Origin of the sequence: uncultured Anaerovibrio sp., assembly GCF_947302755.1 — a bacterium.
In the GTDB taxonomy this organism is placed as follows: Bacteria; Bacillota; Negativicutes; order Selenomonadales; family Selenomonadaceae; genus Anaerovibrio.
On sequence record NZ_CAMYWM010000061.1, the window covers coordinates 1 to 14356 of the forward strand.

At 46.4% G+C, this 14356-nt stretch carries 15 protein-coding genes and 1 pseudogene; 15 read left to right on the forward strand and 1 reads right to left on the reverse strand.

The features are described 5' to 3' along the window. The 13 genes and pseudogenes from Q0Y54_RS07355 to Q0Y54_RS07415 form a co-directional block, all read left to right on the forward strand. Positions 1–571: CFI-box-CTERM domain-containing protein (locus Q0Y54_RS07355; RefSeq protein ID WP_297965829.1), on the forward strand; the 571-nt coding region annotated here is incomplete at its 5' end. 126 nt (positions 572–697) lie between these two features. Further along, positions 698–904, forward strand: a complete 207-nt coding sequence (locus Q0Y54_RS07360) for a type II toxin-antitoxin system HicB family antitoxin (protein ID WP_297965831.1) — start codon at positions 698–700, stop codon at positions 902–904. A gap of 180 nt (positions 905–1084) precedes the next feature. Beyond that, positions 1085–1375, forward strand: coding sequence for an Asp-tRNA(Asn)/Glu-tRNA(Gln) amidotransferase subunit GatC (gene gatC / locus Q0Y54_RS07365; protein WP_027397042.1), 291 nt, complete (start codon positions 1085–1087; stop codon positions 1373–1375). A 16-nt stretch (positions 1376–1391) separates the two neighbouring features. Continuing rightward, positions 1392–2861, forward strand: a complete 1470-nt coding sequence (gene gatA, locus Q0Y54_RS07370; protein WP_297965834.1) for an Asp-tRNA(Asn)/Glu-tRNA(Gln) amidotransferase subunit GatA — start codon at positions 1392–1394, stop codon at positions 2859–2861. 2 nt (positions 2862–2863) lie between these two features. Beyond that, positions 2864–4306 carry an Asp-tRNA(Asn)/Glu-tRNA(Gln) amidotransferase subunit GatB gene (gene gatB, locus Q0Y54_RS07375; protein ID WP_297965837.1) on the forward strand — a complete coding sequence of 481 codons (1443 nt, stop codon included), beginning with the start codon at positions 2864–2866 and terminating at the stop codon, positions 4304–4306. A gap of 210 nt (positions 4307–4516) precedes the next feature. Next, a complete protein-coding gene (locus tag Q0Y54_RS07380; protein WP_297965839.1) occupies positions 4517–5050 on the forward strand; it encodes a TlpA disulfide reductase family protein in 534 nt (177 codons plus the stop codon). 5 nt (positions 5051–5055) lie between these two features. Further along, positions 5056–5187 (forward strand): CD1871A family CXXC motif-containing protein, encoded by a 132-nt coding sequence (locus Q0Y54_RS07385; protein ID WP_297965857.1) that lies wholly within the window; start codon positions 5056–5058, stop codon positions 5185–5187. 37 nt (positions 5188–5224) lie between these two features. After that, positions 5225–6040: a 4Fe-4S binding protein gene (locus tag Q0Y54_RS07390; protein WP_297965842.1), complete on the forward strand. Its 816-nt coding sequence runs from the start codon at positions 5225–5227 to the stop codon at positions 6038–6040. Then, positions 6040–6198 (forward strand): hypothetical protein, encoded by a 159-nt coding sequence (locus Q0Y54_RS07395; protein WP_297965844.1) that lies wholly within the window; start codon positions 6040–6042, stop codon positions 6196–6198. The genes Q0Y54_RS07390 and Q0Y54_RS07395 overlap by 1 nt, the downstream gene beginning before the upstream one ends. A 238-nt stretch (positions 6199–6436) precedes the next feature. Then, complete coding sequence (locus Q0Y54_RS07400) at positions 6437–7102, forward strand: amino acid ABC transporter permease (protein ID WP_297965846.1); 666 nt, start codon at positions 6437–6439, stop codon at positions 7100–7102. A gap of 6 nt (positions 7103–7108) precedes the next feature. Next, positions 7109–7822, forward strand: a pseudogene (locus tag Q0Y54_RS07405) (amino acid ABC transporter ATP-binding protein); the annotation flags it as partial. A gap of 432 nt (positions 7823–8254) precedes the next feature. Then, positions 8255–9136, forward strand: coding sequence for a transporter substrate-binding domain-containing protein (locus tag Q0Y54_RS07410; RefSeq protein ID WP_297965848.1), 882 nt, complete (start codon positions 8255–8257; stop codon positions 9134–9136). A gap of 311 nt (positions 9137–9447) precedes the next feature. After that, positions 9448–11067, forward strand: a complete 1620-nt coding sequence (locus Q0Y54_RS07415; protein WP_297965850.1) for a dicarboxylate/amino acid:cation symporter — start codon at positions 9448–9450, stop codon at positions 11065–11067. 55 nt (positions 11068–11122) lie between these two features. Here Q0Y54_RS07415 and Q0Y54_RS07420 read toward each other — a convergent pair whose 3' ends face one another. Further along, on the reverse strand, positions 11123–12427 hold the full coding sequence (locus Q0Y54_RS07420; RefSeq protein ID WP_297965852.1) for an NCS2 family permease: 1305 nt from the start codon (positions 12425–12427) through the stop codon (positions 11123–11125). A 501-nt stretch (positions 12428–12928) separates the two neighbouring features. Between Q0Y54_RS07420 and Q0Y54_RS07425 the strand changes: the two genes are divergently transcribed. Continuing rightward, the gene (locus tag Q0Y54_RS07425) at positions 12929–13291 is read left to right on the forward strand and encodes a hypothetical protein (protein WP_297965853.1); all 363 of its coding nucleotides are present in this window, start codon (positions 12929–12931) and stop codon (positions 13289–13291) included. A gap of 401 nt (positions 13292–13692) precedes the next feature. After that, positions 13693–14356 (forward strand): amidohydrolase family protein (locus Q0Y54_RS07430; RefSeq protein ID WP_297965855.1); only part of this gene is annotated, 664 nt, incomplete at its 3' end.

Here is a 14356-nt window from a genome sequence, read left to right on the forward strand (position 1 = left end):
TACGGGCTGCTTTTTATTTGCTATTGAGGCATACTATATTTTGACGTTTACAAATATTCCCCCTTCATTTATTGCAAAGGATCCTGTTATGCAGGTGATAACAAGATACATAGTTGAATTGTATCTCTTATATTGTCATGGTGTTTCGTGGCGTATGAATTTCTATGGCAAAGAAACGTCGAAATATGATATGACCATACGAAAAGAAATTCAGGATGTATTTTGTAAAGGGTTAAACGGGAAGGATATTGCAGAAATTAAAGTACTGGAAAGCAAAAACAATGCATCCATAGGCGAGTTAAATGCTAAGCTGGCAGCCGAAAAAAACGCCCCTTCCAAGAAAGAAGGGTGCTATATCGCTACAGCGGTCTATGGCTCATATAATGCCCCCGAAGTATTAGTGCTCAGGCAATTCAGAGACACAATGTTGTTGCCACACTTCTTCGGCAGGCTGTTCGTAAAAATCTATTATGCAGTGAGCCCTTTACTTGTAAGGTATCTTGGCAATAACCATAGTTTTGTATCGATAAGTCGGACGTTGCTTGACAAGCTTGTAAACAGACTAAAATAGAACCATAATCTGAGCTCTGATTGCATTTATTTGATGTACGATCTATTATCCATACAGCCCTTGAGCTTGGGCAGGCAAGAGCCAATTAAAACATATTAATGATATATTTTGAAGGAATGATTGGTTATGAATATATTGGAATACAAGGGGTATCACGCAAAAGTGGAATATGATGTGGAGTCAGAAGTTCTGCACGGTGTGATAGATGGTATTAACGACTATGTTGATTTCGTAAGTGATGATACTAAAGGAATTGTGAAGGAATTTCATAAGGCCGTTGATGAATATCTGGATTTTTGTCAGGAGGTAGGGAAGGAGCCGGCAAATCATTAAACGCTGTTGTTGAAGAAGCTGTGAGCAAGTATATTAATTGTGTATAATATTTTATGGGCCTGTCATTGGACGGGCCCTTATTTTATTTGGGCAGTTTAAATTAGCCCGATATTATGATATAATTACCTCTGTGTGTTTATATGAAATCTATATCAAATATATGATTTGGATGGTGATAAAATGAAGGTTACCAAAAAGGATATGGAAAATGTGGCAGTATTGTCCCGTCTGGATATTCCTGCTGACAAGGAGGCTCAGTACACCCAGCAGCTCAATGATGTGCTGGAGTATTTTGACAACCTGAGTGCCGTAAATACCGACGATATTAAGCCATTGGCCCACGTATTGCCTATCAGCAACGTGTTCCGTGAGGACGTGGTGAAGGAATCCCTTGATCGCGATTTGGCCTTGTCCAATGCGCCACTGAAGGAAGATGGCTATTTCAAGGTTCCAAAGGTATTGGAAGACTAAACTAGGAGGCAGCACTGTGAAATTATTTGAACAGCCAGCACATGTCCTGCATGACATGCTTGTAAATAAAGAAATAACCTCCCTTGCACTTACGGAAGCCGTTTTGGCCCGTATTGACGAGGTGGAGGGGGATGTTAAGGCGTATCTGACCATTACCCGTGACGAGGCTATAGCCCAGGCCAAGGCCGTAGATGAGAAAATTGCCAAGGGTGAGACCATTTCCTTCCTGGAGGGTATTCCTGGTGCCATTAAGGATAATATCTGCACCAAGGGGGTAAAGACTACCTGTGCCTCCAAAATATTGCAGAATTTCGTTGCTCCCTATGATGCAACGGTTATGACAAAATTAAAAAAGGAAAATCCGGTTATTATCGGCAAGGCCAACATGGATGAATTTGCCATGGGCGGCTCCACGGAAAATTCCGCCTTCCAGAAAACCGGTAATCCATGGAATACGGAATGTGTTCCCGGAGGCTCTTCCGGCGGCAGTGCGGCTGCTGTAGCGGCTGGTACGGCTATCTGGGCTCTGGGTTCTGATACGGGCGGATCCATTCGTCAGCCAGCCTCCTTCTGTGGTGTGGTAGGTATGAAGCCAACCTATGGCCGTGTATCCCGTTATGGTCTGGTGGCTTACGCTTCCTCTTTGGACCAGATTGGCCCTATAACCAAGGATGTTACCGACTGCGCTCATATCTTAAATATTATTTCTGGCCGTGACGAAATGGATTCCACCAGCGTAAATGAGGAGGTTCCGGATTTTACCAAGGCTCTGGTGGAGGATGTTAAGGGCCTGAAGGTGGGTATTCCCAAGGAATATTTCGTAAAGGGTATGGATCAGGAGGTGGAGAAAACCGTCCGTGAGGCTATTGATAAGCTGAAGGAGCTGGGTGCTGAAATTGTTGAAATTTCCCTGCCTCATACTGATTATGCGATTTCTACATATTATCTTATTTCCCCAGCGGAGGCGGCCACCAATCTGGCCCGTTATGACGGCGTAAGCTATGGCGAGCGGGCTGAGGATGCTGCTGATTTGGTGGAGATGATGACCAAGACCCGTACCAAGTATTTGGGTGAGGAGGTTAAGCGTCGTATTATGATTGGTAACTACGCCCTTAGTGCTGGTTACTATGATGCTTATTACTTGAAGGCCCTGAAGGTTCGTCGCCTTATTAAGGAGGACTTCGATAAGGCCTTTGAGCAGGTGGATGTCATTGTATGTCCTACTGCACCAACCCCTGCCTATAAGATTGGTGAGAAGATTTCCAACCCACTGGAAATGTATTTGCAGGATGCCTGCACGGTTCCCCTTAATCTGGCCGGCCTTCCCGGTATTTCCGTACCATGCGGTTACAGCAGCTCGAATATGCCTATTGGCTTACAGATTATTGGTAAGGCCCTGGACGAGGAGACCATCCTCCGGGTGGCCTACACTTATGAGCAGAGCCAGTCATTCCACAATGACCGGCCTCAGTTGGGAGGTAACTAAGCATGAGCTACGAAGCAGTTATTGGACTGGAGATCCATAGTGAATTAAAAACCAACACCAAGATTTTCTGCGGCTGTGCTACCACCTTTGGCGCAGAGCACAACACCCATGTGTGCCCCGTATGTCTTGGTCTTCCAGGAGTATTGCCTACCCTTAATAAGCGGGTTCTGGAATTTGCCATTAAGGCAGGCTTGGCCCTGAATTGTGAGATTAATAAATTCTCCAAATTTGACCGCAAGAATTATTATTATCCTGACCTTCCCAAGAACTGGCAGACCTCTCAGTATGATTTGCCAATCTGCGAGCATGGTTATGTAGATATTACCAAGAGCAATGGTGAAACCAAGCGCATCCGCATCACCCGTATCCACATGGAGGAGGATGCCGGTAAGCTGGTTCATTCCGGCAACACCATTAAGGACTCCGATACATCAAATGTAGACTACAACCGTACTGGTGTACCTCTTATTGAAATCGTGTCTGAGCCGGATATGTCTTCCCCTGAGGAAGCTCGTCTTTATATGGAGAAGGTTAAGTCAATTTTGCAGTACATTGATGTGTCCAACTGTAAGATGGAGGAGGGCAATCTCCGGGCTGACCTTAATGTATCTCTCCGTCCTGCTGGCAGTGATGTTTTGGGCACCCGTACTGAGATGAAGAACATTAACTCCTTCAAGGCGGTGGAAGAAGCCCTGACTTATGAAATCGAGCGTCAGGAGGAGGTTCTTGAGGACGGTGGTCACATCATTCAGGAGACCCGTACCTGGGACCCGGACCGTGGCATTACCCTGTCCATGCGCAGCAAGGAAAATGCCCATGACTATCGGTACATGCCGGAGCCTGATTTGGTGCCAATAATTACCACTGACGAGGAAATAGAGGCCTTCAGAAAAGCCCTGCCTGAGCTGCCGGATGCCCGCAAGGCCCGTCTGGAGGAGCAGTTCGGCTTGTCGGCCTACGATGCCGGCATTATTACCAGCTCCCAGGAAATGGCAGAGTATTTTGATGCGGTTATTGAGACCGGTGCTGATGCCAAGCTGGCTGCAAACTGGATTATGGGGGACTTGTCCAAGAATTTGAATGCTGAGAGCCTGGAAATTTCTGATTCCCCAGTTGACGCAAAGCGTCTTGGTGAGATGATTGGTCTTATCAGCAAGGGAACTATATCCTCCAAGATTGCCAAGAAGGTATTTGAGGAAATGTGGAAGAGCCCGGACAGTCCTGAGAAGATTGTTAAGGACAAGGGCTTGGTACAGATTACTGACACCAAGGCCATCGAGGAAATCGTTGATAAGGTTATCCAGGCAAACCAGAAGGCTGTTGAGGACTACAAGTCCGGCAACAAGAAGGCTATTGGTGCCCTGGTCGGCCAGGTAATGAAGCAGTCCAAGGGCAAAGCCAACCCACAGACTGTAAATCAGCTTTTGGCCCAGAAGCTGGGATAAAAACACTATAAAATGATAAACGGAGCTGTTTCTTCGGAGACAGTTCTGTTTTTTTGAAAAGAAAATGTAAATAAATGGCGTGCTTGAGTATTTGGGATATCTTTTATGGAGCCCCGCTTTAGTCTTTGTAAAAATCCATTACTATTTAGTTGCTTTTTTGCTATAATATTCCTAAATATTCAAATATTTTTTACAGGGGAGGTTATTTACATGAATAAATTTATTAAGCTGACCAGTATGGCCCTTGTTGTGATGACAATTTTGTTGTTGTCGGCGGGGTGTTTGGCGGAAAATACCTCGTCCAGGGCCAAGGAGAAAAAATTTCCTGCCTTTCAGTCAGTTGATTTGGCAGGCAACGCTGTTACCCAGGACATCTTTAAGGGAAAGAGGGTTACTGTGGTCAATATTTGGGGAACCTTCTGTCCACCGTGTATTGGGGAGATGCCGGAGCTGGGGGAATGGGCCGGACAGATGCCTGCCGATGCCCAGATTATTGGCATTGTCTGTGATGTAAGTGACAAAAATGACATGGAAACAATAAATGAGGCCAAAAGAATTACTGCCGAGTCAAATGTTAAATTTGTAAATATTATACCTGACGAGGGCATTATGCGTTATTTGGACGGAGTTGAGGCGGTGCCTACCACTATTTTTGTAAACGCTGAGGGCAATATCATTGGTGAAGCTGTAATAGGGGCCGACGTGCCAAAATATAAGGAGCTTTTGACGAGGTATCTGAAGTGACGGCAGTGGGCAAAATTCGGCTGCTTCTTTTATTGGCAGCTATAAGCAGTATAAGCTTCGGCCTGTGGCGGGGGGAAGCTGACCTGATTTTTCAAAAGGCCATTCGCCTTTGCCTGGAATGTATAGGATTGGGGTGAGGATATGCACTTCACCTTCAATATCCGTCGGAAATTTGTGCAGATAGTGATGTCGTGTATTACCAACTGGGAGCTGACCAATCTTTTTGTCGGAAAAATCTACAAGGGGCCGGGGAAAAATCTGTGCACTCCGGGCCTTAACTGCTATTCCTGTCCGGCGGCCACCCTGTCCTGCCCCATAGGGGCCCTGCAAACGGTGGGAGGAACCTCAGGCTTTGGCATCAGCTTGTATGTCAGCGGATTTCTTTTGCTGCTGGGATTGCTGATGGGTCGGTTTGTGTGCGGCTTTCTCTGTCCCTTCGGTTTTTTTCAGGAGCTGCTGCATAAGCTGCCCGTGACCAAGAAGAAATTGTTTCATCCCTTGATATATGTGAAATATATTGTGCTGGCAGTCTTTGTATTGCTGGTACCCTTATGGGGAGCCGTTTTCGGCAGCCAAGGCTTGCCGGCCTTTTGCCAATATATTTGTCCGGCGGGAACCCTGGAGGGAGCGGTTCCCATGCTGCTGACCCACCCGGAAATTCGCCAGGCCGTCGGTATACTCTTTGGCTGGAAAATCCTTGTTCTGCTGGGGGTAGTAGCAGGCTGTACCTTTATTTACCGCTTTTTTTGTAAGGCCCTGTGTCCCCTTGGGGCAATTTATGGCTTATTAAATCCTGTCAGTATGTACAGAGTGCGGCTGGCAAAGCAGCGGTGCATAGACTGTGGTATATGTCAGGAGATTTGCCCTATGGATATTAATCCGGCCCGGCAGACAGCGTCTGCCGAATGTATAATGTGCGGAAAATGTATAGAGGCCTGTCCTCACCAAGCTTTATATTTGGGCAGGGAAATCAAGGAGAGGTGTTGTTGATGTTAAGGAAAATTTTATTTGTGTTGGCAGCCTGCCTGTTGCTGCTGACCATGCCGGTGCTGGCCGCAGAGGATGACCAATCCGATAATAGCAATTCACAGGCTGCTTATGGCCAAAGTGATGAATGCCAGGGCGGTGTCTGTACCTGGAGGAAATAATGCTATATGAAGGTTGGGCTTCAAATCCGGTGAGTAATAGTCCTCAAAGGCGCTTTATATGGTTTTGGGGACTTTTTTCTTTTTGTGTTCCGTTCAGCAGGGCAGACTAAGTCGGTTTCAGCCTCGATTTAAGTCAAAATTTTAGCATTTTTAAAGGATTTACCATTTATTTGTCGAAGAATAATAAGGAAATGAGATAAAATTAGAAATAGGAAGCAGAATGGAGGCATCATATAATATGGATTTGATTTATCAAATATTTATTGCCAACGGTGCCTTCACAACCTTTTGCAAGGGGATTTGGGTAACGGTGGAGATTTCCCTGGCCGCCCTTGTGCTGGGAACAATACTGGGGGCCCTGTTGTGCTTTTTTCGCATGGGAAGTAACAGGGTGATGCGGTTTTTCACCGCCGGGTATATTGCTCTGATACGGGGGTGTCCGGTGCTTATGCTGCTAATGCTCCTTTTTTATGGCCTGTTGGCCCAAAGCGACCTTTCCCCTGAGGTGGTGGCAATTATTGCCTTTGCCCTGCATACGGCGGCTCATGTGGCAGAGCTGTTGCGTTCCTCCATTATGGCCACGGACTTTGGTCAGGTGGAGGCCGCCCGCACCTTGGGCTTTTCCCGTGTTCAGGCCTTTCGTCTGGTGACCCTGCCTCAGATGATGGAGATTGCCAAACCAGTTTATCAGTCCACCATCGTCAACCTCATTCAATGGACCAGTGTAGTAGGCTATGTGACCATTACCGACCTTACCCGGGTAATTTATAACACGGCCTCCCGTACCATGCAGCCCATGATAACCATATTGGGCGGTATGATTATCTACATAGCCATTTCCTATTGCGTATACGGGATTTTTGCCTGGCTGGAGTGGCGTAAGAACAGGGAGGTGCTGGAGTAGATGGGAGTGCTTGACGTTAAGGGCCTATCCAAGGCCTTTGGGAACCTGCAGGTATTGAACAATGTTAATCTCAGTGTTCAGGAGGGCGAACGGATTGCCATAATCGGGGCCTCAGGCTGTGGAAAAAGCGTTTTTCTGCGCTGCCTCAATCTGCTGGAGGCTCCGGATAAGGGCAGTGTCACCATTGACGGTCAGGAAATTACGGCTCCGGGGGCCAATGTGGACTTAATTCGCCGCCAAATGGGGATGGTTTTTCAAAAATTCCATCTGTTTTCTCATTACAATGTGCTGGATAATTTATGCTTGGCCCCCACCCGTCTTTTGGGTATGGATCCTAAGACAGCGGAAAAAAAGGCCATGTCTCTTCTGACTCAGGTGGGGTTGGCGGCCAAGGCCAAGGTATATCCTACGGTTTTATCTGGTGGTCAGCAGCAGCGTATAGCCATTTGCCGTGCTTTGATGATGAAGCCCAAGGTGCTGCTGCTGGATGAGCCCACCAGTGCTCTGGATCCTACCATGGTGGGGGAGGTATTGGCGGTTATTCGGATGCTGGCCAAGCAAAAGCTGACCATGCTTATAGTTACCCACGAAATGAAATTTGCCCAGGAGGTGGCTGACCGGGTATTGTTTTTTGCCGACGGGGGGATTTACGAGGAGGGAGCTCCTGATGAAATCTTCAATTCCCCCAAGAGGGAAAAAACCATTTCCTTCATACGCAAGCATACCTTCTTTAGCTACGAGATTACCAAGCGGTCCGAGTTTGACCTTATGCAGCTCCAGGGCGGACTATGGAGCTTTGCCGAGAAATACGGTATAAATGGAAACCGTACTTATTTGCTCCAGCTTTCCAGCGAGGAGCTGATATATGAATTTTTTCATGGCAGCTTTGCCGACGGTGAGGAGGTGGACCTTAAGCTGGATGTGACTTATGCTCAGGCCATGGATTGCATTGTTCTGGAAGTGGTTAGTGGTGGCGTTCCGTACAACCCTATTTTGGCCGAAAGTCAGGATGACGATGATGGTATGGAGCATATTGGAATCACTCTGTTGAAAAAACGGGTATCCAGTATTTCTTACGTCTATGATGGCGGCAGAAACCGGGTGCGTGTGGAGGTTGCCGGAAATTAATTTTAGATTGAGGAGGAACGAAAAATGAATTGGAAAAAAGCGGCTGCAATTTTATTAGGCTGTGCCCTTGCCGGGGCCGTTTTGGTGGGCTGTGGTGGTCAACCGGTTTCCCAGAAGGACACCAATCAGGATGGAAAAAATCTTGTTAAGGTAGGCCTATTGACCAGACAAAATCTCAGTGAGGACAAGCTCAATGCATTATTAAAGGAAAAGGGCTCATCCGATCAGGCAATGCTGTTTACTTACTATGATAATCTTTCGGCCATGCAGATGGGCCTGGAAAGCGGCAAAATTGAGTCCATGCGCATTTATAAAAGCGTGGCCAAATATTTGACTGAACGGAATAATAATATGGCCGTGAAGGACGTTGCCGACAAACCAATGGATGAATTCTGCTTTGGAGTCAGAAAAGAGGATGACAAGCTAAAGGCCGATTTGGATCGGGTTATTGCGGACATGAAGGCAGATGGCACCTTGGATAAACTGGCCAAGGAATATATTACTGACCTAAAGCCAGGTGCCGAACCACCGGCAGTTACCCTGCCCTTCCAGCCTGGGGATGTTCCTTTGAGAATTGCCGTAACCGGTGATTTGCCGCCCCTTGATTTGGTGAAGGCCGATGGCAGTGCAGCCGGCTTTAACACAGCTATTTTGGCGGAAATTGGCAAGCGGCTTAAGTGCAGTATCGAAGTGGTGCAGGTGGCCAGTGGCGGCAGAGCAGCTACCCTGACCTCCAAGAAGGCTGATGTAGTATTCTGGACCGTTGTTCCCTTGGAAAAGAAAACCAATAATGAAGCCGTTGGCATAAAGGGACTGTTTATGCCGCGGGATGCCGATGTTCCCGATGGAATGGCCCTGACCGAGTCGTACTTTAAGGATGAGGTCGTGGATGTAGTAAAGAAATAAGTGTTTTTTCATTTGAGCTGTCTCAGGGAGGCAGCTCTTTTTTCTTGATTGCTGAAAACAAATTAAAGATAAGACTTTTTTCAAGGAATATGGGATTTTTTGTCGAAAATTAAAATGGAGCAGAGCTTTAGAAAATTATTTTTTATTTTATTGGGAATATTTTGTCGTTTTATCCGATGCTAACGGGTGCTAAGACTCCCTCCTCTTAGGTGGGAGTAAAGCACCCGTAAAGCCCTGGGTAAAATTCAACTAAATTCAGATGGAGTTAAAACTCCACCTGAATAAGTTATCATTTTATTGGGGGTAGGTCTATGAGTTTAAAAACCCATTCTATATCCAAGGCTGATTATAATATAACAATCCAGTGGCTGGAAGCCAGGTTGGCGGAAATGGGGGCCACCCAGAAGGAAATTTATACCGGGGAGCTTTTGCTGGAGGAGTCTTTTTTTCGCCTGGTGAATGCCGCCGGGGATCAGGATAATTTTGAAGGAAAAATAACCATCAGAAAGCGGTTTGGCGATATCAGTATCGGTGTTTCAGCCCGGGGAGAGGCCTACAATCCCTTTGTGGCTATGGAGGAAAACTTCGATGATGAAGAGGAAATGTATGTTTATGCCCTATTGAAGGCCCATAAGGAGTCCCTAAGCTACAGCCGAAGCAATGGCGAAAATGTAATTTCCATACGGGTTCATTCCTCCAGCAGCAAAAAGGCTATACATATTATGGTGGGCCTGGTGACGGGTCTTGTATTAGGATGTATCCTGAAGCAAGTTTTGGATGAGGGGATGCTTCATTGGCTGGAGTCCATAATCCTAACTCCCATACAAAGTATGTTTATCCAAGCCTTGATGATGCTGGCGGCCCCCCTTATCTTCTTTTCCATTATGTCCGGTGTTACCGGCATGTCCAATGCTGCCGATATCGGTAAAATGGGGGGGAAGCTCATGGGGGTATCCATCATCAAGCTGGCCATGGCTTTACTGATGGGCAGTGCGGTGGGCCTGTGGATTGGCGCCATACCGGAAATGGCGAATTTCCTGCAAAATATTGACAATGAACAATTTAAAACCATTTCCCTGGTGGAGCTGCTGGTGGACATTGTCCCTCGGAACGTGGTGGTGCCCTTTGCCTCCAACAATATGCTCCAGGTACTGTTTATGGCCCTGTTTTTTGGTATCCTTCTGGCCAAGGCCGGCGATCGGGCCGCCAAGGCCAAGGAGGTTGTGGATTTTTGCAACAGGTTTACCATGGATGCCATGGGGGTGCTGATGCCCATTATGCCCTTTGTGGTAGCTGTATCCATGACCAAAATGATGCTGCATACGGATTTTTCCATGCTGCTTGCATATGGGAAAATTATTCTGGGTGGCTATTTCCTTTTTCCCCTGATTATCCTGCTATCCACTTTATTTGTATCAGTAGGGGGCCGGATATCGCCGATACCCTTTCTTAAAAAGCTGTTGCCATATTTGGTGATTCCTTTTTCACTAAGCAATTCCAGTGCCTGTATGCCGGAGACCATAAAGCTCTGCCGGGAAAAGCTGGGTATCGATGAAAAGGTGACCATGTTTGCCATTCCCGTGGGGGTGCAGTTCAATATGACCGGCAGCGGGGCCTATTTGATTATGGTGGCCCTGATTATGCGCATGACCTGCGGTTTGCCGGTTGATATGGAGTTTTTGGTGTCCTTCTTTGTGGGCACCCTGCTGCTGACCTTTACCTTCCCCACTGTACCGGGGGCGATGATCGTTGTTATGGCGTCGGTTTTCGCCATGGCTGGAATACCAACCTCCATGGTAATGCTGTTTATTGGTATTGATCCGATTGTTGACTGTATCCGTACGGCCGGCAATGTGGCGGGCGATATTTCCTCCGCCTTTGTCATGGCTCGGCTGGATGATAAGGTGGATAAGGAAATATATGTAAAATGAGTCAAAAAAAGACTGAGAGAAAAATGAACTCTCAGCCTTTCTTTTTTGTGGAATTTTATTGGAATATTTTCAGGAATTCCAACAGGAACCAGATGGAGAAAATATAGAGTAAGGGATGGATTTCCTTCCGTCGGCCGGAGGCGATGCTGATAGCCACATAGCTGATCATTCCCATGGCCACTCCGTTGGTTATGCTGTAGGTAAGGGGCATAACAATACAGGCCAGCACTGATGGAAAGAGAGTTGGCTTGTCGTTCCAGTCCAGGGTACTGATTTCACCAAACATCTGAATACCGGCAATAATCAGTACCGGCGAGGTAATAGCCGGGACTGAGGCGATGGCCTGAGCCAATGGGAAGAGAAAAATAAGGGTTATAAACAACAACCCGGTGGTGACGGCTGCCAAGCCCGTTCTGGCCCCGGCCAGTACTCCGGCAGAGGATTCGGCAAAGCTGGAGCAGGGACCGGTACCTAAGAAGGTACCCCAAAAGCTGGCAAAGGCGTCAGCCATCAGGGCACTGCGCAGATTAGGGAATACCCCGTCCTTCATTAGCTTGGCCTGCTTGGCCACCCCAATCATAGTACCGGTGGTATCAAACATGGTAACCAGTAAAATTATCATTACGATAGGGAGCATAGTAGGAATTTGATCAAATTTCAGTCCGCCAATGGTGGTATAAATCCCTGTGGGAAGGGCGATTAATGATTCAGGCAATTGGAGCAAGCCCAGGATACCCGCCGCAATGGTGATAATTATCATACCGACGAGCAGGGCTGCCGGAACATTCAAAATGGTCAATATAAGACATAAAAGCACGCCTATGGCCGTCAGAGCTGTGCCTGGATTAGTGAGATCACCCATAGTTACAAAGGTACTTGGGTCAGCCACCACAAAGCCGCCATTTTTTAAGCCAATAAAGGTAACAAATAATCCGATACCGGCGGTGATGCCGATTTTTAGACATTCAGGAATGGAGTTTATTAGCTGCTCCCGGAAGGAGGTAAGGCTTAAAAACAGGAATATGGAGGCAGCCACGAAGCAGGCCCCCAAGGCATCCTGCCAGCTGTAGCCCAAGGATACCACCACAGTAAATACCACATAGGCATTTATGCCGATGCCCGGCGCAATTACAATAGGGTAATTGGCAATCATTCCCATGTAGAAGCAGCCAATGGCCGTGGCGCAGATGGTGGCCAGAAAGACCCCGCCGAAATTCATGCCGGCATTTTCAAAAAGAGCCGGATTTACGACAATTATATACATTATGGCGAAAAAATTTAGTAAGCCGCACAACAGCTCGGTCTTTATGGAGGTTTGCCGTTCCTCGATTTGAAAGTGTTTTTTTATGTATTCATTCATATGCCATCAACCCCTTCTAAATCCTATACCACTTGTATAGGTCACACTTTCTCCTGTATATATTTATACTATGGAGGTTGGAATAATGTCAAACAGGTTAGGACAAAGCAGGCAAAAAAGAAAAAATAATATGGGGAATATTCTTTTTAGAGAGCACTGCACCTGCCCCGACCGATTTCAGCTAAAAAATGAATAAATTACGTCATTTTTTAGCAGGATTTTTTTTATCGGTATAGAAATAAAAAACATAACAGTTTTATGTTTTGGGGGATATAAATAGCAAATGGAAAAACAATCGGGGGATTTAGTAAGCAAGATGAAAGCATAAGGGCTTTCATCAGCCCTTACAACGAAATCTAGAGCTCATCTGCATCCTTCGGATTTGTTTCGCTAAGATTTCATAGTAAAATATCCTGCTGTGAGTTTATCCAAATGCCCCAATGTAGTTATTGTTATTATTTATGAGTTGGCCAACAGGTGATTTTACAGGAGGGAAAGCTTATGAGAAAATTTTATTTGCACAAGTTGTTTTTAGCCTTTGTTATGGTATTGGGATTGGCTATTATGGGCTCATCCACTGCTGACGCCAAGGATTTAAATCTGGTGAACAATACCGGTAAGACAATTGTTGTTTTTAATTGTTCTCCTACCATTAGCACCCAGTGGTATGAAGATTTACTTGGCAATGGCGTTTGGGAAAATGGTACTACTTTTACCCTCGATTTTGATCGTTTGGCCCTGTCTGAAAACTGGGACTTCAAGGTTCATTACAGAGATGGCAGCTCTGAGGATTGGTACAATGTAAACGTGAATAACGTAAATACCATAATCTTGCGGCCTAATGGTGTTAATGAATATCTTTGATAACATGAAGCCCTATAATAATGTTGTATAACAGATTTCAGCAGCTTTGGACTTTCGCTGAATATAGCGGCGCGTAACCGCAAAAATAAACCGTATTGGCCATTCATCCTAAAAAACCGTGGTGGATATTCTGTATCTGTCACGGTTTTTTTGTGGCACTTAGTACATTACATTTAAAAGACTTCCCCTAGCGATGCGAATACAATGAGCTAGTCTCGTAGGGGAGGGGAAGGGACTAGCTACGCGTCGCCCTTTCAGGACTAGCTTCGCGTCGCCCTTTCAGGACTAGCTCCGCGTCGGTGCCACGTCCTATGCTTTTAGTAGAGAAGGTTTTATGATATAATGCAGGCAACAAGGAGAGCCGTTGATTATGAATCATACAGAAAATGGAGGAGTTTAAAGTGGATAAAATATTGATTAAGGGTGCTCACGTCTTGATGGAGGATTATACGGTAAAGGAAGCCCACATCGCCGTGAAGGATTCGGAGATTTTAGCTATTGGGGATATTCCGGCGGATTTTAATGCAGACTGCACTGTAGACGGTAAAAACCATTTTGCCGTACCGGGCTTTGTAAACGGTCATACCCATGCCTCTATGACCATGCTGAGAAGCTACGGTGATGATATGGAGCTGATGGATTGGCTAAATAACCGTATCTGGCCTACGGAGGCCAAAATGGTGGAAAAGGACATTCGGGTGGGGGGCGAGCTGGCCTTATTGGAAATGATTAAATCCGGCACCACTGCCTTTGCTGACATGTATGGCCCTCACATGGAAGCCGTTGCTGAGGCTGCCATCAAGGCGGGAATTCGCGGTATCCTTGCCCGGGGAGCCATTGGCCTGTTCCCGGCGGGACGTCAGATATTGGAAGACAATGTGAAGCTGTATGAGAATTACAATGGCGCAGGAAATGGCCTTATTACGGTTATGATGGGAGTTCATGCCCCATATACCTGTCCGCCGGAGTTCTGTGCCTATGCCCGTGAATTAGCCGGTAAGTATAATATCCCCATTCATATCCACATGAATGAGACCCAGGCGGAAATTAAGCAGATACAGGAGC

Coding starts and splice junctions, on each gene's coding strand:
- Q0Y54_RS07420 (WP_297965852.1), bottom strand. CDS start 12,427: ATGAATGAATACATAAAAAAACACTTTCAAATCGAGGAACGGCAAACC.
- Q0Y54_RS07395 (WP_297965844.1), top strand. CDS start 6,040: ATGTTAAGGAAAATTTTATTTGTGTTGGCAGCCTGCCTGTTGCTGCTG.
- gatC (WP_027397042.1), top strand. CDS start 1,085: ATGAAGGTTACCAAAAAGGATATGGAAAATGTGGCAGTATTGTCCCGT.
- Q0Y54_RS07360 (WP_297965831.1), top strand. CDS start 698: ATGAATATATTGGAATACAAGGGGTATCACGCAAAAGTGGAATATGAT.
- Q0Y54_RS07410 (WP_297965848.1), top strand. CDS start 8,255: ATGAATTGGAAAAAAGCGGCTGCAATTTTATTAGGCTGTGCCCTTGCC.
- Q0Y54_RS07415 (WP_297965850.1), top strand. CDS start 9,448: ATGAGTTTAAAAACCCATTCTATATCCAAGGCTGATTATAATATAACA.
- gatB (WP_297965837.1), top strand. CDS start 2,864: ATGAGCTACGAAGCAGTTATTGGACTGGAGATCCATAGTGAATTAAAA.
- Q0Y54_RS07380 (WP_297965839.1), top strand. CDS start 4,517: ATGAATAAATTTATTAAGCTGACCAGTATGGCCCTTGTTGTGATGACA.
- Q0Y54_RS07425 (WP_297965853.1), top strand. CDS start 12,929: ATGAGAAAATTTTATTTGCACAAGTTGTTTTTAGCCTTTGTTATGGTA.
- Q0Y54_RS07400 (WP_297965846.1), top strand. CDS start 6,437: ATGGATTTGATTTATCAAATATTTATTGCCAACGGTGCCTTCACAACC.